Raw genomic sequence first — 25,565 nt, 5'->3', positions numbered from 1 at the left:
GCGAGTGCCCTATGGCCTGGCTTTGAGTCCTGCGCCCTGGCCGTGACGGTGCACTTTCACGATCGTGGCATCGACCATGGCGTATTGCATATCCGGCTGGCCGCTGACGGCATCAAAGAGTTTTTGCCAGATATCGGCCTTGACCCAGTCACGAAAGCGTTTGAAAACGGTGTTGCATTTGCCGAATTCTTCAGGCAAATCNGTGGCATCGACCATGGCGTATTGCATATCCGGCTGGCCGCTGACGGCATCAAAGAGTTTTTGCCAGATATCGGCCTTGACCCAGTCACGAAAGCGTTTGAAAACGGTGTTGCATTTGCCGAATTCTTCAGGCAAATCGCGCCAGGGGCTGCCTGTGCGCACGATCCACAGCACGGCCTCTACAAACAAACGGTTGTCCGTGCCTCTTGGCCCTGCATCGCCAGGCTTGCCCAGGCAGTGCGGGGCCATCAGTGCCCACTGCTTGTCGCTCAATACTCTTCTTTCCATGGCGGGATTGCAGCATAAGAGGGGATTCTCAACAGGCCCTAACCGCGACAACACCCAGCAAACCTTCCAGAACAACGCCCAGCAGGGCGACTGGAACCAATGGAGCGCCGCGCAGCAAGCCGCCGCACAACAAGCCGCACAACAAGCCGCACAACAAGCCGCCCAACAGGCCGCTTACTGGGCCGCCCAGCGTGCCGGGCCGCGCGGGCTGGGAATTGCGCGCCGTGGTGCAAGCCGCCCTGAGCGTGCTGGCGCAGACCCGCGCCCTCGGCCCGCGCGCCCTGGCCACGCGCCCCGTGCTGCGCCGCCGCGACGCGCCGCGCGTGCTGTGGCGCTGCCTGCTCATGTGAGAGGCGGCTCACCCGTGCGTCCGTGAGCGCAAAAAGCGTGGATTGGCGCTTTGCGGCGTTGCAAGTCCTCGCTAGGCTGCAAGGCCCGCCTGCGGTTTGCATCTTGCCGTCCATCCCGCTTCCCGAGCTTTCGCCCTTCACGGCCAGGCCATGAACAGGCTCTGAAAAAAAGCCCTTGGCCGCAGCAGGCCAAGGGCTTTTCTTCAGAAAAATCGGGCCGCCGCACCGCCAGCGCGGCGCCGGCCTCCGCATCAGCGCGGCGTGGCGTCGTCCACATCCACGTAAGCGTCGCCCGCAGCGTGCGTGTAAACGGGCGCGGAAGCAGGCGCTTGCAGCGCGGGCGGCTGCGGCGGATGGGCAATGCGCTCGCCCAGCCCCATCTCCAGCCGGTCAATGCGCATGTGCAGCTCGCGGTTGAAGCCTTCCACCGTCTGCGCCAGCTTGCTCAGCTCCGGCTGGGCGGAATGCTCGCGCAGCCCCATCTCGGCGCGATCCACGCGCGAAAGCGTTTCCTGGCTCACCTTTTCCAGCGTCTCGCTCAGGCGGTGCATTTCCTGATCCAGATGCGCGCGCAAATCGGTAAAACGCGAAGCCTCGGCCTTGTCTGCCAGCTCGCGCTGCGCCGCCAGCTCCTTGGCGTGGCGGCGCGTTTCCACCAGCACCGTGCCCTGAATGTAGGCAATCATCAGCACAAACATGCACGACACCCCCGCCAGCAGCCCCAGCATCACCAGCCCCAGCGGGGCCTGCACGTCAGCGACGATCAGAGACAGATGCGTCGGCTCCATCATCACCCCCCAGTTGGCCCCCACAAAGGCCAAAATGGCAATACCAACCAGCAACAGCAGCAGCGAACGCAGGGACATGACGGTTTTTTCCTGTGCAAACGAAAGGGTGATGAGTTTAATGGCGCGCCCCTGAACGCTGGTTCCAAAGCGCCATTCCAAAACGCCTCAAAGCACCCAAAAAGCGCCGCCCGCGCGAACGCCATATCAGAAGAGCAGAAGAGCCACGGCAGGCAGGGCGCGAGTGATCCGGCCCGCTGGCGCGGACGGCGTGACGGTTTGCCGCAGCACGATGCTGCAAGAACCCGCCCAGAGGCGCCATGCCGCGCTTGCCGCCAGGGTAAAGGCGCTGGCCGAAACGCAAGGCACGGTCTCGCGCCATAAGGTTTTGCGTTGCTTTCCAGATCCATCGGATTGCCCATCTGATTCGCTTCGCAGGTCTGATCAAGCCGGTGGCCGCCCAGCCACGCAATTTCACTGGAATACCGGCGCTCTTTCCAAAAATTCAGCGCAAACCACGTGGCATAGGCTTCATTGAGCGCCAGCGCGTTGGACAGCTCCTTGTTCCGATAGGTGTTAAGGGCCTCGCCAGACGGATTCTTTTCAATGTCGTACTGGTTGCTTCCGTCATGAAAGCCGCCTTCCGCCCTGGTTGCGCCTTGCAGGTAAGCCACGGCATGGCCGTATTCGTGCGCCATCACGTCCCAGTCAAAAGACTTGAGAGAACCCAGGTGCATTTCAGACACCTTTTTTNGATTGCTTCCGTCATGAAAGCCGCCTTCCGCCCTGGTTGCGCCTTGCAGGTAAGCCACGGCATGGCCGTATTCGTGCGCCATCACGTCCCAGTCAAAAGACTTGAGAGAACCCAGGTGCATTTCAGACACCTTTTTTCCTCCATCGCTGCCAGCCCTGTGAAAAGCCTCTCTTGGCGTGGGACGGTTGGTGACGACTTTCTTGAAAACGGGCGCTTAGGGAATGCCTGCGATGGGTTTGACATGCTCCGTCAGTTCATACAGGGCCTGGAAAACAGATCAGGAGTTGGCTTCGGCTTCGCTGATGTGGTATTTGTTATCTTTATGTGCATCATCAGGTTTGATGTTTATTTCTTCTTTTTGATCAAACAGCGATATCAAGGGGGTAAAATTATCGGCATCTTTAAAAATACCAATATTAAATCTATCGTGCTTGCCAAGAAGCTGCACCTGGTATTTCAAGTCATCAACGGGAGATATGAATTTAAGCTCCCCATTTTCATCCGACCGGCCATAAGCAATCAGCTCAGCCATCTTTCAAAAGGAAGTGGTTCTTCTTCCCCTGGATGGTTTTTTCCATTGCTCATGCTTTTTATTGACTTTAGAGACCAATGACTGGTATTCATCGTGGTTCCTGAGACTGAATCTGGCTATTGAATGCAGCAGATTTGTTCCAAGCCAGTCGTAATAAACCTTCCCATTATGCAGTAAGATGCTGAATTGTATTCCGCCATTGAATTCATTGGATTCAAAATCAGCTAAAATATGATACCAACCAGCTTTCAAAAATTTTGGCCTGAATTTAGCCTCTGCCGTCGGCCCCGGGCTATCCAGCGGCAACTCCGCTGGCACCTCAATGCCCGTCAAATCCCGGTGATTGGCTCCAACTACCTTGAATTTGATCTTGCCATGCAGGCCCTTTTCCAATCGGATGAATGAAAACTTCATCTCGAATTCATCCACCGGTATGCCCGGCTGTGGATTGGGAACATCCACCACGATTTCAGCCATGGGTTCCATCGCAGGCGGCGTCGCCATTGCCGCCTGCCAGCCCAGCGCCAGCATGGCCAGCAAGGCCCACCGGAGCCAGCGCCCCAGCAGCGCATGAAAGCCGCAAAACGGCAGCTTGCGCCGCCCGTCGATTGACAAATGTTCCAGTTGCATCGCTTCGCTCCTTTCCGTAAGTGGTCACTCGTTTAAATAGCGGAATCCATCGTAAGCCGAGCATGGCAGTCTTTGCAATATCAATTGAGCGCCTCGTTTCCCAAATTCGCCGCTGCCCTCTGCAACGCCCGTTGCGTTAGTAATGCCCACACAGTTTGACGGATCAGACTCCACCGCTGGCAAGCGCCAGAAATGGCATTCAGGATCGCCGTCATGCTTTATCTGGAAACACAGTGTTCGCAGATAAATACCCAGAAAGCTTGTCATTCTCGTGATTTGCGGCCCGCAAGAATATATTGCCATTAGCGCTGACAGGCGGAAGCCATTGGAATATGCGTTTTCTGAAGATCGGAAACTGTTTTTCCGCATGGAGCGCAACGCCTTTCAGACCGTTTTCAATTCAGGCCGCTTTTAAAACAGCCCGTCCACATCAACCAATATGCTGGCCTTGTTTGATTGATGGAGCGGCATGCCCATTCACCGCGTTTGCCGCGCTGGCGGGGCGTGCGCACGCAGCTCCTGCGCTGAAGCGCCCAAGGCGGCAGGCGCTTTGGGGCCATTTGCTCTTTGCTGGCAGCGCGGGCCGCCGCTGCGGCCGTTGCAAAATCGTCCGACTTTTCGCCTGTCTTCTGCTACCTGTTTTTTCCATGCCTGCTTATCTGCTGCCCGCTGGAGCATTGCCTTGCTGGCCCGCTGACCGTCTCGGCAGCGGCGCGGCGGCTTTGAGGTGCAGGCGTTGCGCGCGGGCGGGCGAGCTGGCGTTGGACCTAGTCTCAGCCGGGCGTGCTGGCACAGCAGCGCCAGACCGAAACCGGCTTGAACGAACTGGAGCGCTGCCTGGCGGCCCGCTCCGCACAACCTGAGGAATCCCAACCATGAGCAAGACCATTTCCCTGACCCGCTATCTCGTTGAAAAGCAGCGGGTGGACGGGCACATTCCCGCGCATTTGCGCCTGCTGATCGAAGTGGTGGCGCGCGCGTGCAAGCGCATCAGCCTGGCCATCAACAAAGGCGCCGTGGGCGGCGTGCTGGGCAGCGCAGGCAGCGAGAACGTGCAGGGCGAAGTGCAGAAAAAGCTCGACATCATCGCCAACGAAGTGCTGATTGAGGCCAACGAATGGGGCGGCCACCTGGCCGCCATGGCCAGCGAAGAGATGGAGAGCATTCACGTGGTGCCCAACCGCTACCCGCAGGGCGAATACCTGCTGCTGTTCGATCCGCTGGACGGCTCCAGCAACATTGAGGTGAACGTGAGCATTGGCACCATCTTCAGCGTGCTGCACATGCCCGAAGAAAGCCGCAGCGTGCAAGAGAAAGACTTTCTCCAGCCCGGCTGCCGCCAGGTGGCGGCGGGCTACTGCATCTACGGCCCGCAGACCACGCTGGTGCTCACCGTGGGCGACGGCGTGGCCTCCTTCACGCTGGACCGCGAGCAAGGCAGCTTCGTTCTCACGCAAGACAACCTGGGCATTCCCGAAGACACGCACGAATTCGCCATCAACATGAGCAACATGCGCCACTGGGACGCGCCCGTGCGCCGCTACATCGACGAATGCCTGCAAGGCAAAGACGGCCCGCGCGGCAAGGACTTCAACATGCGCTGGATCGCCAGCATGGTGGCCGACGTGCACCGCATCATGACGCGCGGCGGCATCTTCATGTACCCGTGGGACCAGCGCGAGCCGGACAAGCCCGGCAAGCTGCGCCTGATGTACGAGGCCAACCCCATGGCCTGGCTCATCGAACAGGCCGGCGGCGCGGCCACCAATGGCCGCCAGCGCATTCTTGACGTGCAGCCGCAAAAGCTGCACGAGCGCGTGAGCGTCATTCTCGGCAGCAAAAACGAAGTGGAGCGCGTCACGCGCTACCACCAGCAAGCGGGCCAGACCCAAGGCTGACCCAGGCTGAGGCAGGCGGCTTTTCGCTTCTGAAAAAGGAGCGAATTCAAGGGGCTGAAAATGGCTTTTGCGCCCGTTTCACTAGGCCGAATCGACATTCACCCCACCCACAAGGGAATCGATGCGAGGTAGAGGAAAGCCAGGAAGTGGGAGGGCTTGCGGTCGAAGCGAGTGGCGATGCGGCGAAACGGTTTGAGCCTGGCAAAGCAACGTTCGATGCGATTGCGTAGTCGGTAGAGTGCCTTGTCGTAGGCACGCGGTTGCTGGCAGCTGCGAGGCGGGATCACCGGCTGGGCGCCGAGCGAGTGGATCTGCGCCACCAGTTGCCAGCTGTCATGGCCTTTGTCGGCCAAGACGTACTTGGGCTTGAACCCGGCCAGCAGCGCTGGGGCTTGTGTGATGTCGTTACGCTGGCCGCCAGTGAGGATAAATCGCACCGGGCGGCCCTGGCCATCCACCGCCATGTGGATCTTCGTGCTCAGACCTCCTGGGCAACGCCCCAGAGCCGGGTGCGTTGCCCCCTTTTCCGGTCGCCGCCTGTGCGTGCGCCCGGACAATGCTGCTGTCAATCATCAGATACTCGTTGCTTCGATCCTGAATCAGGGACTGCGACCCCCGCTCCCGGATGCCCCTGGCCGCCCAGCGGGTGAAGCGCTTTTGCACGCTCTTGCAGGCTCCGTAGCGCGTCGGCAGATCGCTCCAGCGCGCCCCGGAGCGCAACACCCACAGCACGCCATTGACGAAGCTGCGGTTGTCCGCTGCCGTAAGCCCAGGGTCACTGGCCTTGCCTAGGAGCAGATCTTCGATTCGCTCCCATTGGGTTTGGGTCAATTCGTAGCAGCTGGGCCGCGGATGCTTGGTCTCGGACATCCGCCGGAGATACCGGATGAATGTCGATTCAGCCTAGCGTCTGGCCACGGTCTGTCCATGCAATGAGTCCGGAACGGGCAAGACGCTGCCAACGAATGCGCAAGACTGAATACCAGAGGACGAAAGCGCGAAGCCATTTTTGCTCTTTTATCCATAGCAATAGGTCCTAGTGGAAACTGCGCTGAATGGCATTTTCGCCGCTTCAATTAGCTCCTGTTTTTGATGCCGCATGGCCCGTGAGGCATGCCAGGTTTGTGGCGCGGGCGGGCAGGAACCCGCCGCTTCATCCATTCCGCAAGCAAGTTGCGGACGGAGGCTCCCGGCCCCGGAGCCTTGGCGCAGGCTGGCTTCGCGGCTCCTTTTCTGAAGCGGTTTCCACGCGCCTTCGCGCCCTGGTCCAACAAGGGGGCTGAAACATAATTGCCGCCATGAGTGCGAACGCAACAGAAGAAATGCCCGTGAGGCCCATCAGGCGCATGCGAGGGCCGTGGAAACCCGCGCCTGCGCTGCAAGCCTCGGCCTGGCTGCATCTGCTGGGGCTGGGGGCCGTGGCGGCCCTGCCGCAGAGCTGGCCCGCCTGGCTGGGCGTGCTGCTGGCCAACCATGCGGCGCTGGCAGGCGTGGGGCTGTGGCCGCGCAGCCAGGGGCTGGGGCCGAACCTCACGCGCCTGCCGCCGCAGGCCGCCGCGCGCGGCGAAGTGGCGCTGACGTTTGACGACGGCCCCCATCCGGAAGTCACGCCCCGCGTGCTGGATTTGCTGGACGAAGCGCGCATGCGCGCCACTTTCTTTTGCGTGGGCGAGCGCGTGCGCCGCCATGCCGCCCTGGCGCGCGAGATGACGCGGCGCGGCCATGTCATTGAAAACCACACCGAAACGCACCCGCATGCTTTTTCCGTTTACGGCTGGCGGCGCATGTCGCGCCAGGTGGCGCAGGCGCAGGCCAGCATCGGCTCGGTGACGGGGCGTGCGCCGCAGTTCTTCCGCGCCGTGGCGGGGCTGCGCAATCCGCTGCTGGACCCCATCTTGCACCGGCAGGGCCTGTTGCTGGCTTCATGGACGCGCCGTGGCTACGACACGCGCTGCGCCGACGCTGGCGTGGTCACGGCGCGCCTGACGCGCGGTTTGGCTGCGGGCGACGTGCTGCTGCTGCATGACGGCAACTCCGCCCTTGCGCCCGACGGGCGGCCCGTGGTGCTGGCCGTGCTGCCGCGCCTGTTGCAGGCCCTGCGCGGCCAGCGCCTGCGCAGCGTGCCGCTGAACGAGGCTTTCAAGGGCGGCGAAGCCGTCTGCCCGCTGGACAAGGTGGCGGCATGAGCGGTCTGCATGATGCCTTCACGCCAGACGAGCGCGCCTTGCAGCGCGCGCTGGTGGATGCGGCCAGCCAGCGTTTTCGCGCAGGCGGGCGCTTTGCCTGGCATTTCGCACGCGGCAAGCTGGGCGGCGATCCCATGTTTCTGGCCTTGCTGCGCATGGGCGCGCTGCCGCCGCAGGCGCAAGACTTTCTGGATCTGGGCTGCGGCCAGGCCGTGCTGGCTGCGTGGCTGCTGGCTGCGCGCGACCGCTTTGAATCCGGCGCGTGGCCCGCAGGCTGGCCCGAGCCGCCGCGCGTGCGCCGCCTGCGTGCGCTGGAGCTGATGCCCGCCGACGTGGCGCGCGGGCAGGCCGCCTTCCGCGCGTCAGGCGACGAGGAGCGCGTGAGCGTGGAGCAGGCCGATATCTGCCAGGCCGCTTTCGGCGAGGCCGCCGTGGACGTGGTGACCATTCTTGACGTGTTGCATTACATGCCCTTGCAGCAGCAAGACGATGTGCTGCGCCGCGCGCGCGCCGCCTTGCGCCCCGGCGGCACGCTGGCGCTGCGCGTGGGCGACGCGGCAGGCGGCCTGCGCTTCAGGCTCAGCCTGTGGGCCGACCAGCTGGTGACGCTGGCGCGCGGCCACGGCCTGGCGCGCCTGCACGCGCGGCCCCTGGACGAATGGGCGGCAGCGCTGCGCGCGCTGGGCCTTGCGGTGCAAACCGCGCCTACGCCGGGCGGGCTGCCTTTTGCCAACACCTTTCTTATCGCCCGCGCGCCAGCTTCTCCAGCATGACGCAAGCCCTTTCTCCCATTAAGCCGCTGGCCGTGAGCGCCATGACGGCCACCACCGCCCTGGGTGCGGGCTGCCAGCCGCTGCTGGCCGCCTTGCGGGCCGGGCGCAGCGGCCTGAAGCCGTGCGACTTTGAAACCGCCCGCCTGCCCACCTGGATAGGCGAAGCGCCGGGCATCGACGGCGCCACGCTGCCTGCCGCGCTGGCCGCCTACGACTGCCGCAACCAGCGCCTGGCCTGGCTGGGCCTGCAAGCCGATGGCTTTTTGCAAGCGGCGCGCGCGGCCATCGCCCGCTACGGCGCGGACCGCGTGGCGCTGGCACTGGGCACCAGCACCTCCGGCATTCTTTCCACCGAGCTGGCCTACCGCGAGCGCGGGGCCGATGGCGCGCTGCCCGCCTGGTTCGACTACCGCGCCACGCACAACACGGGGTCGCTCACGGCCTTCGTGCGCGAGGCGCTGGGCCTGCGCGGCCCGGCGCTCACCCTTTCCACGGCCTGCTCTTCTTCGGCCAAGGTGTTCGCCGCCGCCCAGCGGATGATGGCCGCCGGGCTGGCGGATGCGGCCATTGTGGGCGGCGTGGATTCCATGTGCCTGACCACGCTGTACGGCTTTGCCTCCTTGCAGCTGACGGCGCCCGAACCCTGCCGCCCGTGCGACGCGCAGCGGCAGGGTCTGTCCATCGGCGAGGCGGCGGCCTTCGCGCTGCTGGAGCGGCCCGGCGCGGCCAGCGGCGATGCGGATGGCGCGGGCGGCGTCATGCTCGCCGGCTGGGGCGAATCCAGCGATGCGCACCACATGTCATCTCCCCACCCCGAAGGCGCGGGCGCGCGCGCAGCCATGCAGCAGGCGCTGGAGCGCGCGGGACTGCGGCCCGCCGACATCGGCTACATCAACCTGCACGGCACCGCCACGCAGGCCAACGACGCCGCCGAGGCCGCCGCCATCAGCGCGCTGTTCGGTCCCGGCCACGCGGGCAGCGGCGTGCCGTGCAGCTCCACCAAGGGCATGACGGGCCACACGCTGGGCGCGGCCGGCGCGGTGGAAGCCGTGATCTGCGCACTGGCCCTGCGCCACGGCCTGCTGCCTGCCAGCGTGGGCACGCGCCAGCCTGATGCAGCGCTGGCGCTGAACGTGGTGATGCAGCCCGCGCCCGCGCCCGGGCTGCGCCACGCGCTATCCAACTCCTTCGGCTTTGGCGGCAGCAATGCCAGCCTGGTTTTTTCTCTTTCACGCCCTGACGGGGAGGCCGCATGCTGAATGCGTGGATTGAAGGCATCGGCCTGCTCGGCCCCGGCCTGGACGGCTGGCCGCAGGCGCTGGCCGTGCTGCGCGGCGAGGCGGGCTGGGCCAATGCGCCCGCCGCTCTGCCCGCGCCCGAGCTGCTGCCCGCCGCCGAGCGCCGCCGCGCCAGCCGCATCGTCAAGGCCACGCTGGCGGCGGGCCTGCAAGCCTGCCGCCAGGCCGGGCGCGACCCCGCCAGCCTGCCCGGCGTGTTCGCCAGCTCCGGCGGCGACGGCCACAACTGCCACGCCATCTGCGAGCTGCTGGCAGGCGAAGACCGGCAGGTCTCGCCCACGCGCTTTCACAACTCGGTGCACAACGCCGCCGCTGGCTACTGGTCGATCGCCACTGGCGCCACGCCCGCTTCGCAAACGCTCAGCACCCACGACGCCAGCTTTGCCGCCGGCCTGCTGGAAGCCATGGCGCAAGTGGCCACCGGCGGCCAGCCCGTACTGCTGCTGGCCAGCGACAGCGACCACCCCGAGCCGCTGCGCGCCTGCCGCCCCGTGCCCGACGCCAGCGCGCTGGCGCTGGTGCTGGCCCCTGCGCCTGGCCCGTGCGCGCTGGCCCGCCTCAGCCTGCCCTGCCGGGGCGCGCTGGTCGAGGGCGTTGCCGACACCGTGCAATCCGTCACGGCCCGCACCGATGCCGCGCTGGCCGCCCGCCTGCAAGCCTTATCCAGCATGGCCGCCGCCCTGCCGCCCTGGCTGGGCCTGCCGCTGCTGGCGGCGCTGGCCGCGCCCGCTGCGGCAGGCCGCACCAGGCCCCACGTCCAACCCCAAGCCCAGCCCGTGGCGCTGACCTACCTGCCGCCGCAAGTGCTGCGCGTTGAGATCACGCCGCTGGCTGCCAGCCCCGCCGCGCCATGAACACTGACAGCACCGGCCGCTTTTTCAACGCCGCCGCAGGCCAGGGCCACGGCTGGATCGCCGCCCGCGTGCCCCACCAGGGCCGCATGTGCCTCTTGGACAGCGTGCTTCAAGCCAGCGAAAACGGCCTGCTGTGCGCCGCCGGCAGCCACCGCGACCTCGGCAACCCCTTGCGCCAGCAAGGCCGCCTGGGCGCAGCCTGCGGCATTGAATACGCCGGGCAGGCCATGGCCCTGCACGGCGCGCTGCTGGCCGAAGCCCAAGGCCATGCCGCGCCCGCTGGCGGCATGCTGGTGAGCGTGCGCGCCGTCACCTTCCACGCCGCGCGGCTGGACGGCGTGGCCGCCCGCCTGCTCGTGAACGTGCTTTCTGACGCCGTCAGCGGCCCCACGCGCCTGTACCGCTTCACCCTCCATGCCGAAAACATTCAGGCCGAAAACGGCCCGCTTCTGCTGCAAGGCCGCGCCGTGGTGCAGCTGACGCCGCCGCGCGCCCCCAGCGTTCCCTGACACCTCCATGACCGCCGCCCGCACTCCCGCCGCCGTTTCATCCGCCGTCTCATCCACACCCCGCCGCGCCCTCGTCACCGGCGCCAGCGGCGCCATCGGCAGCGCCATCGCCCGCGCCCTGGCCGCACAGGGCCTGCACGTGCTGGCCCACGCCAACACGCGCCTGGACGCCGCCGAAGCGCTGGCCGCCAGCATCCGCGCCGCAGGCGGCAGCGCCGAAGCCCTGGCTTTTGACGTAACCGACGCCGCCGCCAGCGCCGCCGCGCTGCAACAGGCGCTGGCGAGCGGCCCCATTCAGGTGCTCATCAGCAACGCAGGCGCGCATGACGACGCCGTTTTTGCCGGCATGAGCGCCGCGCAGTGGCAGCGCGTGATCGACGTGAACCTCAACGGTTTTTTTAACGTGGCCCAGCCCCTCATGCTGCCCATGCTGCGCGCGCGCTGGGGCCGCATCATCGCCATCACCTCCGTGGCCGGACAGGCCGGCAACCGCGGCCAGACCAACTACGCCGCCGCCAAAGGCGCGCTGCACGCCGCCGTAAAAACCCTCGCCCTCGAATGCGCCAGCCGGGGCGTCACCGTCAATGCCGTTGCCCCCGGCATCATCGCCAGCGACATGTCCGCCCGCGCCTTTGACGAAGACGCCATCCGCCGCCTCGTGCCCATGCAGCGCGCGGGCCAGCCGCAGGAAGTGGCCGACCTCGTCGCCTTCCTCGCCAGCGACCGCGCCGCCTACATCAGCGGCCAGACCATCGGCATCAATGGCGCGCTGTATCAGTAGGGGCCTGTCCGTGGATGCAAAAGAAAAGCGCGGACTCGGGCGGTCTGCGGCGTTGCAAATTCGCCGGGCCGCAAGGCCTGTCTGCGGTTTGCGTCTTGCAGCCTGTCCCGATCTGCCGCCCTCACGGCCAGGCTCTGAACAGGCGCCAAGCCCGCCAGCGCACGCGTTCCGTTCACGAGCCAGCCTCTATTTCGCTCTTTAATTCATAGCGTAACGTCTTAGTGAAACGAGCGCAAAGCGGTATTTGAAGCCCTTCAATTTGCTCCTGTTTTTGATATATCCAGACAGGCCCAGCCCGCAGGCGTGCCGCACAAGCCGCTTTCGTTTAGGGCCTGTTGAGAATCTTCCTGTTGTGCAGCAATTCCGCCATGAAAAGATGAGTATTGAGCGACAAGCAGTGGGTACTGATGGCCTCGCACTGTCTGGGCAAGCCTGGCGATGCAGGGTCAAGAGGCGCGAACAGGCGCTTGGTTTGCAGAGGCCATGCCGTGAATCGTGCGCACAGGCAGCCCCTGGCGCGATTGGCTCGAAGAATTTGGCAAATGCAACACCGTCTTCAAGCGCTTTCGCGACGGGGTCAAGGCCGGTATCTGGCAAGAACGCTTTAATGCGGTCAGCGGCCAGCCGGATATGGAATGCGCCATGGCCGACGCCACGATCGTGAAAGTGCACCGTCACGGCCCGGGCGCGGGACTCAAAGCCAGGCCATAGGCCACTCACTCGGGGGGCGTGTGCGCCAGGATACGGGCCTTGTGCGATGCGCCAGCAATCTGCTCAAGTCCGCTCTGATGACGGGCCAGCGGCATGCCAGCAAAGGGGGCCAAGAACTGATCCGGAACTGGCTTTGGCTGTGATTCAGTCTCGGTCACTCGGTCATTAGCAGGCCCTAGTCAAACGTGTACGGTCCGGAGCAAGGCGCGAACCGCTGCGAGCCTGCTCTCTCTGCGTGGCTTCTCCGCGTGCGTGGCTTCTCCGCGTGCCTGTTTGCTGCTGGCCTCAGAACCTGAGCTTGGCTGTGAAGGCAAAAGCTCAGGAGTCGGGATGGGTTGCAAGGCCCAAGAGCGCCCGAGACCAGGCCCCGTCCGCGCTTTCCGCCCTCACGGACAGACTTTGGACAAGTTCTCATGCGCCAGCGCGGCATGCCGGCTCCAAGCGCAGCGCTCGTAAACTGCCAGGCTGCGCGCGCGCCCTGGCCTTCCTGCCCCGCTTTTTCTCCGCCTTTTCCCCCGTCTTTTCGTCATGCCTTCCGCCACGTTTCCGGCCCAGTGCCATCAGCCCATCGGGGTGTTTGACAGCGGCGTGGGCGGCCTTTCGGTTTTGCGCGCCTTGCGCGCGCAGCTGCCGCATGAGCACTTCATTTATGTGGCCGACAGCGCTTACGCCCCGTATGGTGAAAAAGGCAGCGCCTTCGTGGCCGCGCGCTGCCTGGCCATTGCGCGCGAGCTGGTGGAAGACCACGGCGCCAAGGCGCTGGTGATTGCATGCAACACGGCCACGGCGGCGGGCGCTGATGCACTGCGGGCGCGCTGGCCGCAGTGGCCCATCGTGGGCATTGAACCGGCGCTCAAACCGGCGGCGGCGCGCACGCGCACGCAGTGCGTGGGGGTGCTGGCCACGCGCGGCACGCTGCAAAGCGCACGCTTTGCGCGCCTGCTGGCCGCGCAGCCGCCGCAAGTGCGCTTTGTTTTGCAGCCGTGCGACGGGCTGGCCGATGCCATCGAGCAAGAGGCCATCCTGCCCGATGGCGGGCTGCATGCAGGCCGCACGGATGCGCTGATCGCCCGCTACCTGGCCGCGCTGGGGCCGCTGGGGCCGCAGCCCGGCGCGATCGACACGCTGGTGCTGGGCTGCACGCATTACCCGCTGGCCGAGGCCGCCTGGCGGCGGCACGCGGGCCTGAAGGCAAAGGCGGATGAAGGCGAAAACGAAAGCGCGGATGCCGTGGCGCTGCTGGAGCCAGGCCCGCCCGTGGCCCGCCACGCGCGCCGCCTGCTGGCAGCGGCCGGCCTGCTCAACCCCGGCCCGGCCCCCGGCACGGTGCGGCTGCTGGCCACGGGCAGCGCGGCGGCCTTGCTGGCGGCGGCGCAGCGGCTGAATCTGGCTGCGGCTGAATCGGCGCCGGGCACGGCTTGAGGCGCAGCATGGCCATTGCCCAGTCATTCATTCAGGAGCTGCTGGCCCGCGCCGACGTGGTGGAGGTGGTGGGCCGTTACGTGCAGCTGAAAAAAAGCGGCGCCAACTTCATGGGCCTGTGCCCGTTTCACGCCGAGAAAACGCCCTCTTTCAGCGTCAGCCCCGCCAAACAGTTCTATCACTGCTTCAGCTGCGGCAAGCATGGCGACGCCATCAACTTTCTGATGGAGCACACCGGCGCGAGCTTTACCGAGGCCGTGCACGACTTGGCCCAGCAATGCGGCCTGTCCGTGCCCGAAGACACGCGCAGCCCGCAAGAAAAAGCGCGCGACGCGCAGCAAAGCCAGCGCCGCGCCACGCTCTCGCAAGTGCTGGCGCGCGCCAGCCAGGCCTACCGCCAGCGCCTGAAAGACGCGCCGCGCGCCATCGGCTACCTGAAACAACGCGGCCTCACCGGCCAGATTGCCAGCCGCTTTGCCCTGGGCTACGCGCCCGAAGGCTGGCGCACGCTGGCGGGCGTTTTTCCCGACTACGCCGATCCGCTGCTGGTGGAAAGCGGCCTGGTCATCGCCGGTGAAGGCGAAGGCGGGCCAGAGCGCCGGTATGACCGCTTTCGCGACCGCATCATGTTCCCCATCCGCTCTGTCAAAGGCGAAGTCATCGGCTTTGGCGCGCGCGTGCTGGGCAACGAAAAGCCCAAATACCTCAACTCGCCCGAAACCCCCGTCTTTCACAAAGGCAGCGAGCTGTATGGCCTGTATGAAGCGCGCGCCGCCCTGCGCGAAAAAGGCTATGCGCTGGTGGTGGAAGGCTATATGGACGTGGTGGCGCTGGCCCAGTTGGGCTTTGCCAATGCCGTGGCCACGCTGGGCACCGCCTGCACGCCGCAGCACGTGCAAAAGCTCTTTCGCTTCACCGCCAGCGTGGTCTTCAGCTTTGACGGCGACGCCGCCGGCCAGCGCGCGGCGCACAAGGCGCTGCAAGCGGCCTTGCCCTACGCCAGCGACACGCGCAGCGTGAAATTTCTCTTTCTGCCCGGCGGTCACGACCCCGACAGCTTCATCCGCACCGAAGGCGCCCAGGCCTTTGCCGCCGCCGTGGCCGCCGCCGAGCCGCTCTCGCGCTTTTTGCTGCAAACCGCCGCCCAGGACTGCGACATGAGCAGCGCCGAAGGGCGCGCCCGCTTTGCCGCCCAGGCCCGCCCCTTGTGGCAGCAACTGCCCGCCGGGGCGCTGGCGCAGCAAATCCTGGCCGACATCGCCCAGCAAACGCAAATCGACGCGCGCGAGCTGGCCCAGCTTTGGGGCCAGAGCCGCAGCGCATCAGGCGCATCAGGCACACACGCCCGCAGCGCCCCATCGCCTGGGCCGGGCCAGCGCCCCCGGCGCGGCAGCGCAGGCGGGCCGGATGAGCGCTGGCATGACCGCCGCAATGACGGCTGGCATGACGGCTGGAATGACGGCTGGAATGACGGCTGGCCAAACAGCGCCGCCCGCCTTCGCGCTGCCCCGGCCAGCCGCGCCAGCCGCGCCCTGCAAATCGTGCTCACCGACCCCGCCGCCTGGCCCGCCCTGGGCGAGCCAGACCAGCACCTGCTTTGCAGCCAGCCCGCCCCCCACGGCCCGCTTTTTGCCTGGCTCGACAGGCAATTTCACGAACACGGCCCCCAGCCCTGGGCCGCCCTGCGCCAGGCCCTGCACGGCCACCCGCTGGAAGCGGCCGCCGTGCACGAAGTGCAAACCCTGCTCGCGCTCGAAGGCATCGCCAGCGACCGCGACGACTTGCAAAGCGTGCTGCGCGGCGCGCGCGTGGAAGACATCAAACGCCGCATGGACGCCGCCCTGGCCGCCGGCGACATGCAGGCCTACCGCCAGCTCATGGCCGAACTGGGGCAGCTGCGCGGTGGGTGACAGCCCGCAATCCCATCCGGCCGCCACTTTGTGAACGGCCACTTTGAACAGGTTTTCAGAACTTTATGCTCTGGAACCAAGAGCAAAAACGCCCAAAAACGCCCAAGAACGCCTTCCCGCGCACACCATGACTTCATCACGCAAAACCAAGGCGGCGCTTCAGGCCGCGCCTGATTTGCATGCCCAGCTGGGCTTGCGCCCCGGCCAGTCCATCGAGCTGCTCAAGGAGCTGCACATCCTGACCCGCGATGGGCGGCTCAATCAGGACTCGCGGCGCAAGCTCAAGCAGGTCAATCACCTGCTGCAATTCATTGAAAAAGTGCGGCAAGAGCTGCCGCCGCGCGAAGGCGGCCTGCTGCTGGCCGACCGCGGCGCGGGCAAGTCGTATCTGGGTTTCATGCTGTATGACCTGTGGCGCACAAGGCACGAGCCGGGGCGCGAACTGGGGCATCTGTATGGCATTGAAACCCGCGCTGATCTGGTGGAGCGCTCGCGCGAGCTGGCCGCGCGCCTGGGTTTTGAGCGCATGAGCTTCATCAACACAAGCGCCGCCGAGTCTGCGGCCAGCGCCGCGCTGCCGGATGTGTTTGACGTGGTGACGGCCCTGCACGCCTGCGATACCGCCACGGATGACGCCATTGCGTTTGCCCTGCGCAAGCAGGCCCGCGCCATCGTGCTGGCCCCTTGCTGCCAGGCCGAGGTGGCTGCGCGGCTGCGCATGAACAAGGCGCTGCAACTGGCGCGCACGCCGCTGGCCGAGCTGTGGCGCCACCCCTTGCATACGCGCGAGATGGGCAGCCAGCTCACCAACGTGCTGCGCTGCCTCTACCTTGAGTCGCAGGGCTACGCCGTCACGGTGACCGAGCTGGTCGGCTGGGAGCACAGCATGAAAAACGAGCTGATCATCGCGACGTGGACGGGCCACAAAAAGCGCAGCGCCGCCGAGCGCCTGCAAGCGCTGCTGGCGCAGTTTGGCCTGGAGGCTTTGCTGGCCGAGCGCTTTCCCGCCTTGCGGGTTTGAGCGCCTGTTCAAAGTCTGCCCGCGGGTGCAAAAAGCGCGGTCTCGGGCGGTCTGCGGCGTTGCAAATCCTCGCCGGGCCACAAGGCCCGTCTGCGGCTTGTGCCTTGCAGCTCATCCCGATCCGCACTTTTGCCCCTCACGGCCAGGCTCTGTACAGGTTCTGGGAACCTGTTCAAAGGGGAAGGCGGGCGGGTGTTACGCTTCAAAAAAAGAAGCGAATTCAAAGGCATTGAAAATGGCTCCTGCGTTTATTTCACTAGGACCTCATGCTACGAATCAAGGAGCTGAATTCACGCCTGCCAAAGCGGCGTGTTCCTGATGGCTGGGGCGCAGGCCGGAAGGTGAAAAAGGCCCCGGCAGCGCTGGCTCCGCGCATGCCAGCGCTGGGCGCTCTCTGAACTTTTTTGAAGACAGGCGCGCCCGGGTGCGGCGGAGGAACGTTCGCGGCGGCCTTTTGCGGCGGCCTTTTGCGGCGCGCCAGCCCTCTTGAAGCCGCGCGCGGCGCTCGCACCTGCCGGGGTTTCCATTGCCGCGTTTTCCCGCGTTTTGCCGCTCATGCCCCATTGGCTTGCACGGCTGGCCGCCCGGCTTTGCAGGCTGGGGCAGCCAGCGCCTATTCCTGACGATCTTTGGCAGGCCACGCTGCTGGGCCACCGCTTTTTGGCGCGGCTGCTGCCGCATGAGCAGGCGCGGCTGCGGCGGCTGGCCGCGCATTTTCTGGCGCAAAAAGAGTTCACGGGCGCGCATGGCCTGCAAGTGACGGACGGCATGGCCGTGGCCGTGGCGGCGCAGGCCTGTTTGCCGCTGCTGCATCTGGGCGGCGCGCGGCGGCCAGAGCAGGCGCTGGCGCTGTATGACGACTTTGTGGGCATCGTGCTCCAGCCGGGGCCGGCCATTGCCCCGCGCCAGCGGCGGGACGAGGCCGGCGTGGTGCACCGCTACGCCGAGACGCTGCTGGGCGAGGCCATGCCAGGCGGCCCGGTGATGCTGAGCTGGCCCGACGTGGCCGCCGCTGACGCGCAGGCCCTGCGCGGCTCCAACGTCGTCATCCATGAATTCGCCCACAAGATCGACATGCACGCCGGCCCGGCTGATGGCTGCCCGCCCCTGCCCGCAGGCTTCATGGGCGCGCGTTCAGCGCGCGAAGGCCGCCTGCACTGGCATGCGGTGTGGCAAAGCGCCTATGAACGGTTTTGCGAGCGGCTGGCGCTGGCGGAGCGCTTTGGCGCGCCCGCGCCCTGGCTGGATGCCTATGCGGCGCACTCGCCGCCAGAGTTTTTTGCGGTGGCCTGCGAGGCGCATTTCACCGCGCCGGAGCGCTTTGCGCTTGAGCATCCCGATCTCGCGGCCGCGCTCAAGGCGGCGTTTCGCCAGCCTTGAGCTGTTCGCAAGCCGTCTGCGGACGCGAAAACGCGGACACAGGCGCTTTTTGGGCCTTGCGGCCCATCCCGATTTCCTGGCTTTTGCGCTTCACGGCCAGACGGCAAACAGGCTCTCGCCCCTTGGAACGCGCGGAGATGGTTGCGGTCCGGATCTGAGGCGCCAAGCGCGGCAGGGGCGGGTGACGGGTGCCGTGAAGCAGCGGGATCTATGCTCCTCGATCCATAGCGTTATGTCCTAGGTCGAATCGACATTCACCCCACCCCACAAGGGAATCGATGCGAGGTAGAGGAAAGCCAGGAAGTGGGAGGGCTTGCGGTCGAAGCGAGTGGCGATGCAGCGAAACTGTTTGAGCCTGGCAAAGCAACGTTCGATGCGATTGCGTAGTCGGTACAGTGCCTTGTCGCAGGCACGCGGTTGCTGGCAGCTGCGAGGCGGGTTCACCGGCTGGGCGCCGAGCGAGTGGATCTGCGCCACCAGTTGCCGGCTGTCATGGCCTTTGTCGGCCAAGACGCACTTGGGCTTGAACCCGGCCNCCTTGTCGCAGGCACGCGGTTGCTGGCAGCTGCGAGGCGGGTTCACCGGCTGGGCGCCGAGCGAGTGGATCTGCGCCACCAGTTGCCGGCTGTCATGGCCTTTGTCGGCCAAGACGCACTTGGGCTTGAACCCGGCCAGCAGCGCTGGCGCTTGCGTGATGTCGTTACGCTGGCCGCCAGTGAGGATAAATCGCACCGGGCGGCCCTGGCCATCCACCGCCATGTGGATCTTCGTGCTCAGGCCTCCTGGGCAACGCCCCAGAGCCGGGTGCGTTGCCCCCCTTTTCCGGTCGCCGCCTGTGCGTGCGCCCGGACAATGCTGCTGCCGATCATCAGATACTCGTTGCTTCGATCCTGAATCAGGGACTGGGACCCCCGCTCCCGGATGCCCCTGGCCGCCCAGCGGGTGAAGCGCTTGTGCACGCTCTTGCAGGCTCCGTAGCGCGTCGGCAGATCACTCCAGCGCGCCCCGGAGCGCAACACCCACAGCACGCCATTGACGAAGCTGCGGTTGTCCGCTGCCGTACGCCCAGGGTCACTGGCCTTGCCAGGGAGCAGATCTTCGATCCGCTCCCATTGGGTTTGGGTCAATTCGTAGCGGCTGGGCCGCGGATGCCTAGTCTCGGACGTCCGCCGGAGATACCGGATGAATGTCGATTCGGCCTAGCGTCTGGACGAAAAAAACGCCGCCCGAAGGCGGCGTTTTGATGAAAGGCTGGGGTGGCTGATGGGACTCGAACCCACGACGACCAGAATCACAATCTGGGACTCTACCAACTGAGCTACAGCCACCACGTAAAACGGCAAATTATAGCGGGGGTTTCAACGCCCGGCTTCTTCTGACGCAGCGCTCTTGGGTTCTTCCACCAGGATGCGGGCCTTGAAGCGCTGCTTGAGCAGCTCGTAATAGGCCAGCGCTTCCGCCGCTCCCCAGGCTATGTCGTATTGCTGGCGCATCTGCTGGGCAACTTCAGTCTTGGTTTCCGAGCGGGGCACGATTTTTTCAATGCGCGCCAGGGTGTAGCCCTGCTCGCCCAGATCGACGCCGATGAAGGCTGGCAAGGCGCTGGCATCAGCGCGCAGCACGCCTTCAACCACGGCGGCGGGCAGATCGTGCGTTTCTTCGCGCGAGAGGGTGATGGCGGCGGGCAGGCCCTTGGCTTCTTCGGGCTTGGCTTTCCAGGCGGCAAGTTTTTCCGTGCCTTCCTTGCGGGCGGCTTCAGCGGCGCGTTCGGCAATCAGGCGCTCGCGCACGGCGGTTTTCACTTCGTCAAACGGGCGTGGATGGGCGGGCGTGTGCTTGACGACGCGGCCTGCCACAAGCTGGCCAGGAGCGAATTCGATGGCTTCGGTGTTGTTCTTGCGCTCCAGCGAATCAGGCGCGAAGAGGGCGGAGAGGAATTTGGCATTGGCCAGGGGCTTGACGATGGCGTCTGGCTGCACGGTGCGGGTGACGTTGGTGGCCGTCTGGATGTTCAGTTTGAGCTTGTCGGCCACGGGTTGCAGGCTGTCGGGCTGCTCGTACACGTCGTTGCGGAAGGCTTCGCCATGCTCGGCGGCCAGTTTTTGCGCCTGCTCGGCGAGCAGCTGCTCCTTGAGCTGGTCTTTCACCTTGTCGAAGGCTGGCACGTCGGCGGGTTTGAGATCGGTGAGATGAACGATGTGGTAGCCATAGTCGCTTTCCACCACGCTGCTGATATCGCCTTTGTGGGCCAGCGCGAAGGCGGCTTCGGCAATCGCGGGTTCTATGCCCCTGTCTTTGCGGAAGAAGCCCAGGTCGCCTCCATGGGCGGCGCTGGCATCATCTTGCGAGGCGCGCTTGGCTACTTCAGCGAAGGCGGCGGGGTTCTTGCGCACTTCATCCAGCAGCTTTTCGGCTTCGGCCTTGGCTTTTTCGCGCTCGGCGGCAGGCGCGCTCTTGTCGGCGGCGACAAGGATGTGGCTGGCGCGGCGCTCTTCAGGCGAACCCAGTGTGGCCTGGTTGTTGTCGTAATAGGCTTTCAGGTCGTCATCGCTGATGCTGGCCTGCTTTTTCATGGCGTCTGCGTCCAGCACCACGAATTCGATGTCCACCGCTTCGGGCGCCTGGTAGTCGCTCAGGTGGCTGTCGTAGAAGGCCTGCAACTCGGCTTCCGTGGGCTGAAACTGCTTGGCATAGCCGGAAGCGGGCAGGCTGAGAATCTGCACCTGGCGCTGCTCCAGGAAGGCATCCATCACGGGAGCAACCTGTGCGGGCAGCGCGAAGCCGCTTTGCGTCACGCCCGCCAGCACCTGGCGGGCGGAAAGGTCGGCTCGCACGCTGTTTTCGAACATTTCTGGCGTCATGCCCTGGCGCGCGAGCACCTCACGGTAGCGGGCCATGTCAAGCTGGCCATCCGCTGAGCGCAGGGAAGCGATGAAGGGGTCTTCACGAAGCTGCCTGGCCAGGCGCTTGTCTGTGGTGACCAGGCGCATTTTCTGCGCAGCCACGGCCATGACGCGCTCGCGCAGCATCTGCTCCAGCGTGATGCGGCGCATCTGCGGCGTGTCCAGCAGGCTGACATCTACGCTGGGGTTGGCTGAAGTGATGCGGTCCACCTGCTGGTGATGCGCCTGGTCCCATTGCTGCTGGGTGATATTGTGCCCATCGACCGTGGCCACCACCCGCGCGTTTTCATTGAAGCGCGTGTAGCCTTCAATGCCGAACAGCACGAACGAAGGAATGATCAGGATGAACAGCAGCCACATGAAAAATTTCATGTGATGCCTGAAAAAGTCGAACATGGCCGGAAATTCCTGGAGCTGGATCTGAAACAAAAAAGGCGAACGGGGGTGTTCGCCTTTGTGTGAATGCGGGTGGTGGGTGCTGAGGGGTTCGAACCCCCGACCTACGCCTTGTAAGGGCGCCGCTCTACCAACTGAGCTAAGCACCCCCGCTTGCAGGAAGGAAACGGCGTATTCTGCCTGAAATATGCGCGTTTTTTCGCGCGTTAATTGAGCGCGTCCTTGAGCGCCTTGCCCGGACGGAATTTGGGCACGCGGGCTGGCTTGATCTTGATGGCGGAGCCGGTTCTTGGGTTACGCCCCGTGCGCGCGGCGCGCTTGCCCACGGCGAAAGTGCCAAAGCCCACGATCGAAACCGTGTCGCCTTTGCGCAAGGTGGCTCGCACGGCATCTACCGTGGCTTCCAGGGCGCGGGTGGCTGCTGCCTTGGAAATATCTGCATGCTGCGAGATGTGCTCAATCAGTTCTGTCTTGTTCACGGACGACCTCTGGGTCAGATGGCATGGTTTGTTTGGTGGGTGCGCGGGGCCGCAAAGGGGCCGCGCCATCGCGTTTTCCTGCCCTTGCACTGGCCCTGTGGCGGGGCTGGCAGACAGTCAAACTGATTCTAGACGCAGGCTTCAGACCTCATGACGCAACTTCAATTATTTGCTTCAGAACGTATATTTATGTGTTCTTGTGTTGGCCGTTTTGCAACGCGCGCTTGCGGATTTCGGGCACGGAACGTTGCAGGTAGTAGGCCATGGACCAGATGGTCAGCACCGCTGCTGCCCAGAGCAGCAGCGTGCCCCACCAGCGGGCGTTCAAGCTCCAGAGCGCGCCGTCATACAGCAGCAGCGCAATGGCGGCCATTTGCGCGGCCGTTTTCAGCTTGCCTGCCATGTGCACGGCCACGCTTTTGCTCGCGCCAATTTGCGCCATCCACTCACGCAAGGCGGAAATGGCAATTTCACGGCCCACGATGATGAGCGCAATGAAAATGTCGGCTCGCTGCAAATGCACCAGCACCAGCACGCAGGCGCATACGAGGAATTTATCCGCGACCGGATCGAGAAAAGCGCCAAAAGCCGAGGTCTGCCCCAGCCTGCGGGCCAAAAAGCCGTCCAGCCAGTCGGTGAAGGCACACAGCATGAACAGCCCCGTAGCCAGCAGGTTGCACACAGCTTCCGACAGCGGCAGATAGAACACACCTACGATGAGCGGTATGAGAAAAATGCGCGCCCAAGTCAGCAGGGTGGGAATCGTGAGAAACATGGCGGGCGATTGTGGCATGTGAGCAGCAGGCGTCAGATGGGCAAATCGCTATCTCTGGCGATGAAACACACTCCGTCATTACTATCAAAAAAATAGTAATTGATTTGGAGAGGAAGAGCGCTTGCAAGAAAACAGTGCCACGCAGTGAATTGGGGCTGTACGATGCGTTTTGCACTGTAGCTGCAGCGCATTGACTGCCAGTGGAGAGCCTTGTCCAACAACTTTTGGCTTTCCTCAAAGAGAGAATTTGCAGCAAACTATCGTCATGTATCCAAGTGACATGACCGATGAACAGTGGAATGCAAAAGCGCTTTCCGACAGGTAAACGCGCAAGCAGACCCCGGGCGCACAGCGCCCGGGACATGATCAACGCCATCTTCCATGTGCAAGCCACAGATTGCCAGTGACTTGCGCTTCCCAAGAACTACCCGCCCTGGAAACAGGTCTACAACACCCTTACCCGCTGGGGCCAGCGCGGCGTGTGGGAGGTGCTGCTGGCGCTGCTGCGTCAGCAAGTGCGCGCAAGGCAGGAAGGCAGGCCAGGCCCAGCGCAGCCATCATCGACTCTCAATCAGTCAAGACCGTCTCAAAAGGGGGCAGCACGGATATGACGCAGGCAAAAGAGTCAAAGGCGCAAGCGCCACATAGCCTCAGACACAATGGGGCTGCTGCTGGCCGTGGTGGTGCACTCGGCTGGTATTCAAGACCGAGCAGGAGCCAGAGCTTTGCTGATCAGGCTGTTCTTGCACTTTGAGGGTCTCAAGACCATCTTTGTCGATGGCAGCTACTCGGGCAGCCTGATCAATTGGGCGCTGAGCATGTTTGGCTGTGAGTAATGAGAAACGAATCGAGATAGGCGGCAAGGCAGCTAACCACAGACTAGCCTTGCAGCCCGGTAAAGATTTACAACGCCGCAGGTTGCCCGATTCCACTCTTTCGCACCTACGGACAGATTTTGAGCAGTTTCTCAGTACGCAGCCTGGACCATCATCAGCGGTAACCCTTGAAGCCGTCGCCGCCGTCACGGCGCTTTTTGTTACGGCTCATCATGTCGATGCTGGTGCGCATGGGGTCGGGCTGGCCGGGCGCGCCGTGGCTGGGGCCATTGTTGTTGCGGCGGCCATGCAGATTGGTCTGAAGGGGGTTGATGTGGCGCGGCAGGCGGTCGTCGTCATCGTCGCTGTCGCGCGCGGGGCGATCCGCTTTGGGGCGCGGCTGGACGCTGCGGCTTTCGCCGCTGCGGCGGTTGCGATTGCGGTAGCGGTTGCGGCTTTTGCCAGGCGCAGGCTTGCCTACGGCTACTGGTGCTGCAGCCTGTTCGCCGGAGTTTTCCGCGCCCTCGGCGGGGCTGGCGTCTTCGGCCGCTTTGGCAGCGAAGGATTGCGCCGGCTTGACCGCAGATTTGCGCTGGGCCAGGGCGGCCTTGTTGTCACGGATGCGCTGCATCATTTCTTGCCGCGCAGCGCGGGCGGCGGCTTGCATGACTTCGCGGCCGGGGGGCTTGCCCAGGCCGCCCCAGAGGGTTTGGCGGCCCATGGCAATGGGCTCGGCTTTTTCGCCTTCTTCAGGGCCGAAGTCTTCGAGAATTTGCACCGGAATCTGCTGGCGGGTGAATTTCTCGATTTCGTGCATGAAGCCTTCTTCGTCCATGCACACCAGGCTGGCGGCTTCGCCGCTGGCGCCCGCGCGGCCCGTGCGGCCAATGCGGTGCACGTAGTCTTCGGGCACGTTGGGGATTTCGTAATTGACGACGTGCGGCAGCTCGTCAATATCAATGCCGCGCGCGGCAATGTCGGTGGCGACCAGGGCGCGCAGTTCGCCGCTTTTGAAATCGGCCAGCGCCTGGGTGCGCGCGCTTTGACTCTTGTTGCCGTGCAGGGCCATGGCCTTGATGCCGTGTTTCGTCAGATATTCGGCCACGTGGTTGGCGCCGTATTTGGTGCGGGTGAATACCAGCACCTGGCTCCAGCCGTTTTGGCTGATGAGGTGGGCCAGCACTTCTTTCTTGCGCGTGCGGCCCACGGGATAGATGACCTGGCGGATGCGTTCAACCGTGGTGTTTGGCGGGGTGACCTGGATGCTGAGCGGGTTTTTGAGCAGGCTGGCCGCCAGGGCGCGGATGTCATCGCTGAAGGTGGCGGAAAACAGCAAGCTCTGTTTTTGCTCGGGCAGCAGGGCCAGGACTTTTTTCACGTCGTGGATGAAGCCCATGTCCAGCATGCGGTCGGCTTCGTCCAGCACCAGAATTTCAACGGCAGACAAATCGACATGCCCTTGCCCCGCCAGATCCAGCAGGCGGCCCGGCGTGGCCACGAGAATGTCGATGCCTTTTTTGATGCGCTCGATCTGCGGGTTCATGCCCACGCCGCCAAAAATGACGGCGGATTTGAGTTTGAGATGCTTGCCGTAAGCACGCACGGATTCCTCAACCTGCGCGGCCAGCTCCCGCGTGGGGGCCAGCACCAGGGCGCGGATGGGCCGGGGCGCGCCTTTGGCTGGCGCGGTGGCCGATTCGGACAGGCGATGCAGCATGGGCAAAGTAAAGCCTGCGGTTTTGCCCGTGCCGGTTTGCGCGCCAGCGAGCAAATCGTGCCCCGCCAGCACGGCGGGAATGGCTTGTTCCTGAATGGGGGTAGGGGCGGTGTAGCCCTGTTCTTGCACGGCCTGCACAATGGCCGGCGCCAGTTTCAGATCTTCAAAGTTCATTCTGAAAGCGGAGCGCCCCGCTT

22 protein-coding genes, 2 tRNA genes and 2 pseudogenes are annotated in these 25,565 nt (G+C 64.6%); 14 read left to right on the top strand and 12 right to left on the bottom strand.

Features of this window, described 5'->3' with window-relative positions; translation table 11 throughout:
• Nucleotides 1–9 precede the first annotated feature (9 nt).
• Nucleotides 10–489: a transposase gene (locus tag C1720_RS08810; protein WP_102283937.1), complete on the bottom strand. Its 480-nt coding sequence runs from the start codon at nucleotides 487–489 to the stop codon at nucleotides 10–12.
• Between the two features lie 191 nt (nucleotides 490–680).
• Between C1720_RS08810 and C1720_RS13750 the strand changes: the two genes are divergently transcribed.
• Nucleotides 681–839: a hypothetical protein gene (locus C1720_RS13750; RefSeq protein ID WP_156303989.1), complete on the top strand. Its 159-nt coding sequence runs from the start codon at nucleotides 681–683 to the stop codon at nucleotides 837–839.
• A 251-nt stretch (nucleotides 840–1,090) separates the two neighbouring features.
• On the opposite strand, the gene C1720_RS08805 is transcribed toward C1720_RS13750, so the two are convergent.
• The 3 genes from C1720_RS08805 to C1720_RS13050 all read right to left on the bottom strand — a co-directional run bounded on the left by C1720_RS08805 (nucleotide 1,091) and on the right by C1720_RS13050 (nucleotide 3,540).
• Nucleotides 1,091–1,705, bottom strand: a complete 615-nt coding sequence (locus C1720_RS08805) for a LapA family protein (RefSeq protein ID WP_146006947.1) — start codon at nucleotides 1,703–1,705, stop codon at nucleotides 1,091–1,093.
• A 950-nt stretch (nucleotides 1,706–2,655) separates the two neighbouring features.
• Complete coding sequence (locus C1720_RS13055) at nucleotides 2,656–2,910, bottom strand: hypothetical protein (RefSeq protein WP_146006945.1); 255 nt, start codon at nucleotides 2,908–2,910, stop codon at nucleotides 2,656–2,658.
• Between the two features lie 3 nt (nucleotides 2,911–2,913).
• The gene (locus tag C1720_RS13050; protein WP_146006944.1) at nucleotides 2,914–3,540 is read right to left on the bottom strand and encodes a hypothetical protein; all 627 of its coding nucleotides are present in this window, start codon (nucleotides 3,538–3,540) and stop codon (nucleotides 2,914–2,916) included.
• 875 nt (nucleotides 3,541–4,415) lie between these two features.
• On the opposite strand from C1720_RS13050, the gene C1720_RS08795 reads away from it, so the two are divergent.
• On the top strand, nucleotides 4,416–5,438 hold the full coding sequence (locus C1720_RS08795; RefSeq protein WP_102283934.1) for a class 1 fructose-bisphosphatase: 1,023 nt from the start codon (nucleotides 4,416–4,418) through the stop codon (nucleotides 5,436–5,438).
• 98 nt (nucleotides 5,439–5,536) lie between these two features.
• Here C1720_RS08795 and C1720_RS08790 read toward each other — a convergent pair.
• Nucleotides 5,537–6,308 (bottom strand): IS5 family transposase gene (locus C1720_RS08790; RefSeq protein WP_102283933.1). Its coding sequence is split into 2 segments (ribosomal slippage): nucleotides 5,537–5,954 and nucleotides 5,953–6,308, totalling 774 coding nucleotides; the frame shifts between segments, so codons are not numbered across the junction.
• A 428-nt stretch (nucleotides 6,309–6,736) separates the two neighbouring features.
• Here C1720_RS08790 and C1720_RS08785 point away from each other — a divergent pair.
• From C1720_RS08785 to C1720_RS08735, 11 genes are all read left to right on the top strand, one after another.
• Entirely contained in the window at nucleotides 6,737–7,624 is an 888-nt protein-coding gene (locus C1720_RS08785; RefSeq protein WP_233199888.1) for a polysaccharide deacetylase family protein, read from the top strand.
• Complete coding sequence (locus C1720_RS08780) at nucleotides 7,621–8,397, top strand: class I SAM-dependent methyltransferase (RefSeq protein ID WP_102283932.1); 777 nt, start codon at nucleotides 7,621–7,623, stop codon at nucleotides 8,395–8,397. The genes C1720_RS08785 and C1720_RS08780 overlap by 4 nt, the downstream gene beginning before the upstream one ends.
• Nucleotides 8,394–9,656, top strand: a complete 1,263-nt coding sequence (locus C1720_RS08775; RefSeq protein ID WP_102283931.1) for a beta-ketoacyl-[acyl-carrier-protein] synthase family protein — start codon at nucleotides 8,394–8,396, stop codon at nucleotides 9,654–9,656. Before C1720_RS08780 ends, C1720_RS08775 begins: the two co-directional genes overlap by 4 nt.
• Nucleotides 9,650–10,549, top strand: a complete 900-nt coding sequence (locus C1720_RS08770; protein ID WP_102283930.1) for a beta-ketoacyl synthase chain length factor — start codon at nucleotides 9,650–9,652, stop codon at nucleotides 10,547–10,549. Before C1720_RS08775 ends, C1720_RS08770 begins: the two co-directional genes overlap by 7 nt.
• Nucleotides 10,546–11,058, top strand: a complete 513-nt coding sequence (locus C1720_RS08765) for an ApeP family dehydratase (RefSeq protein ID WP_102283929.1) — start codon at nucleotides 10,546–10,548, stop codon at nucleotides 11,056–11,058. The genes C1720_RS08770 and C1720_RS08765 overlap by 4 nt, the downstream gene beginning before the upstream one ends.
• A gap of 7 nt (nucleotides 11,059–11,065) precedes the next feature.
• Nucleotides 11,066–11,839, top strand: coding sequence for a 3-oxoacyl-ACP reductase FabG (gene fabG / locus C1720_RS08760; RefSeq protein WP_102283928.1), 774 nt, complete (start codon nucleotides 11,066–11,068; stop codon nucleotides 11,837–11,839).
• Between the two features lie 495 nt (nucleotides 11,840–12,334).
• On the top strand, nucleotides 12,335–12,550 hold the full coding sequence (locus tag C1720_RS08755; protein WP_158241684.1) for a hypothetical protein: 216 nt from the start codon (nucleotides 12,335–12,337) through the stop codon (nucleotides 12,548–12,550).
• A gap of 528 nt (nucleotides 12,551–13,078) precedes the next feature.
• The gene (gene murI / locus C1720_RS08750) at nucleotides 13,079–13,972 is read left to right on the top strand and encodes a glutamate racemase (protein ID WP_102283926.1); all 894 of its coding nucleotides are present in this window, start codon (nucleotides 13,079–13,081) and stop codon (nucleotides 13,970–13,972) included.
• A gap of 8 nt (nucleotides 13,973–13,980) precedes the next feature.
• Nucleotides 13,981–15,882, top strand: coding sequence for a DNA primase (gene dnaG, locus C1720_RS08745; RefSeq protein ID WP_102283925.1), 1,902 nt, complete (start codon nucleotides 13,981–13,983; stop codon nucleotides 15,880–15,882).
• Nucleotides 15,883–16,009: 127 nt separating this feature from the next.
• Nucleotides 16,010–16,903, top strand: coding sequence for a class I SAM-dependent methyltransferase (locus C1720_RS08740; RefSeq protein ID WP_102283924.1), 894 nt, complete (start codon nucleotides 16,010–16,012; stop codon nucleotides 16,901–16,903).
• Between the two features lie 555 nt (nucleotides 16,904–17,458).
• Nucleotides 17,459–18,283 (top strand): M90 family metallopeptidase, encoded by an 825-nt coding sequence (locus C1720_RS08735; protein WP_102284597.1) that lies wholly within the window; start codon nucleotides 17,459–17,461, stop codon nucleotides 18,281–18,283.
• A gap of 237 nt (nucleotides 18,284–18,520) precedes the next feature.
• On the opposite strand, the pseudogene C1720_RS14280 reads toward C1720_RS08735, so the two are convergent.
• The 6 genes and pseudogenes from C1720_RS14280 to pgsA all read right to left on the bottom strand — a co-directional run bounded on the left by C1720_RS14280 (nucleotide 18,521) and on the right by pgsA (nucleotide 22,836).
• A pseudogene (locus C1720_RS14280) lies at nucleotides 18,521–19,467 on the bottom strand (IS5 family transposase).
• 68 nt (nucleotides 19,468–19,535) lie between these two features.
• Nucleotides 19,536–19,611: transfer RNA gene (locus tag C1720_RS08720), tRNA-His, on the bottom strand.
• 30 nt (nucleotides 19,612–19,641) lie between these two features.
• Complete coding sequence (locus C1720_RS08715; RefSeq protein WP_102284596.1) at nucleotides 19,642–21,582, bottom strand: SurA N-terminal domain-containing protein; 1,941 nt, start codon at nucleotides 21,580–21,582, stop codon at nucleotides 19,642–19,644.
• 73 nt (nucleotides 21,583–21,655) lie between these two features.
• Nucleotides 21,656–21,731, bottom strand: a tRNA-Val gene (locus C1720_RS08710).
• A gap of 57 nt (nucleotides 21,732–21,788) precedes the next feature.
• Nucleotides 21,789–22,130: an HU family DNA-binding protein gene (locus C1720_RS08705; RefSeq protein WP_158241682.1), complete on the bottom strand. Its 342-nt coding sequence runs from the start codon at nucleotides 22,128–22,130 to the stop codon at nucleotides 21,789–21,791.
• Between the two features lie 118 nt (nucleotides 22,131–22,248).
• Entirely contained in the window at nucleotides 22,249–22,836 is a 588-nt protein-coding gene (pgsA, locus tag C1720_RS08700) for a CDP-diacylglycerol--glycerol-3-phosphate 3-phosphatidyltransferase (RefSeq protein WP_102284595.1), read from the bottom strand.
• Between the two features lie 632 nt (nucleotides 22,837–23,468).
• On the opposite strand from pgsA, the pseudogene C1720_RS13045 reads away from it, so the two are divergent.
• Nucleotides 23,469–23,672 (top strand): annotated as a pseudogene (locus C1720_RS13045) (transposase); the annotation flags it as partial.
• Nucleotides 23,673–23,826: 154 nt separating this feature from the next.
• Here C1720_RS13045 and C1720_RS08690 read toward each other — a convergent pair.
• On the bottom strand, nucleotides 23,827–25,542 hold the full coding sequence (locus tag C1720_RS08690) for a DEAD/DEAH box helicase (RefSeq protein WP_102283919.1): 1,716 nt from the start codon (nucleotides 25,540–25,542) through the stop codon (nucleotides 23,827–23,829).
• Nucleotides 25,543–25,565: the final 23 nt, after the last annotated feature.

It is taken from the genome of Ottowia massiliensis (assembly GCF_900240305.1).
Lineage (GTDB): Bacteria > Pseudomonadota > Gammaproteobacteria > Burkholderiales > Burkholderiaceae_C > Ottowia > Ottowia massiliensis.
This window is presented reverse-complemented; position numbering and strand designations above follow the sequence as displayed.

Excerpts from the sequence above, each read along its gene's own strand:
- C1720_RS08805 (WP_146006947.1), bottom strand. The coding sequence starts at position 1,705 with ATGTCCCTGCGTTCGCTGCTGCTGTTGCTGGTTGGTATTGCCATTTTG.
- C1720_RS13055 (WP_146006945.1), bottom strand. The coding sequence starts at position 2,910 with ATGGCTGAGCTGATTGCTTATGGCCGGTCGGATGAAAATGGGGAGCTT.
- C1720_RS13050 (WP_146006944.1), bottom strand. The coding sequence starts at position 3,540 with ATGCAACTGGAACATTTGTCAATCGACGGGCGGCGCAAGCTGCCGTTT.
- C1720_RS08795 (WP_102283934.1), top strand. The coding sequence starts at position 4,416 with ATGAGCAAGACCATTTCCCTGACCCGCTATCTCGTTGAAAAGCAGCGG.
- C1720_RS08785 (WP_233199888.1), top strand. The coding sequence starts at position 6,737 with ATGAGTGCGAACGCAACAGAAGAAATGCCCGTGAGGCCCATCAGGCGC.
- C1720_RS08780 (WP_102283932.1), top strand. The coding sequence starts at position 7,621 with ATGAGCGGTCTGCATGATGCCTTCACGCCAGACGAGCGCGCCTTGCAG.
- C1720_RS08775 (WP_102283931.1), top strand. The coding sequence starts at position 8,394 with ATGACGCAAGCCCTTTCTCCCATTAAGCCGCTGGCCGTGAGCGCCATG.
- C1720_RS08770 (WP_102283930.1), top strand. The coding sequence starts at position 9,650 with ATGCTGAATGCGTGGATTGAAGGCATCGGCCTGCTCGGCCCCGGCCTG.
- C1720_RS08765 (WP_102283929.1), top strand. The coding sequence starts at position 10,546 with ATGAACACTGACAGCACCGGCCGCTTTTTCAACGCCGCCGCAGGCCAG.
- fabG (WP_102283928.1), top strand. The coding sequence starts at position 11,066 with ATGACCGCCGCCCGCACTCCCGCCGCCGTTTCATCCGCCGTCTCATCC.
- murI (WP_102283926.1), top strand. The coding sequence starts at position 13,079 with ATGCCTTCCGCCACGTTTCCGGCCCAGTGCCATCAGCCCATCGGGGTG.
- dnaG (WP_102283925.1), top strand. The coding sequence starts at position 13,981 with ATGGCCATTGCCCAGTCATTCATTCAGGAGCTGCTGGCCCGCGCCGAC.
- C1720_RS08740 (WP_102283924.1), top strand. The coding sequence starts at position 16,010 with ATGACTTCATCACGCAAAACCAAGGCGGCGCTTCAGGCCGCGCCTGAT.
- C1720_RS08735 (WP_102284597.1), top strand. The coding sequence starts at position 17,459 with ATGCCCCATTGGCTTGCACGGCTGGCCGCCCGGCTTTGCAGGCTGGGG.
- C1720_RS08715 (WP_102284596.1), bottom strand. The coding sequence starts at position 21,582 with ATGTTCGACTTTTTCAGGCATCACATGAAATTTTTCATGTGGCTGCTG.
- C1720_RS08705 (WP_158241682.1), bottom strand. The coding sequence starts at position 22,130 with ATGGCGCGGCCCCTTTGCGGCCCCGCGCACCCACCAAACAAACCATGC.
- pgsA (WP_102284595.1), bottom strand. The coding sequence starts at position 22,836 with ATGTTTCTCACGATTCCCACCCTGCTGACTTGGGCGCGCATTTTTCTC.
- C1720_RS08690 (WP_102283919.1), bottom strand. The coding sequence starts at position 25,542 with ATGAACTTTGAAGATCTGAAACTGGCGCCGGCCATTGTGCAGGCCGTG.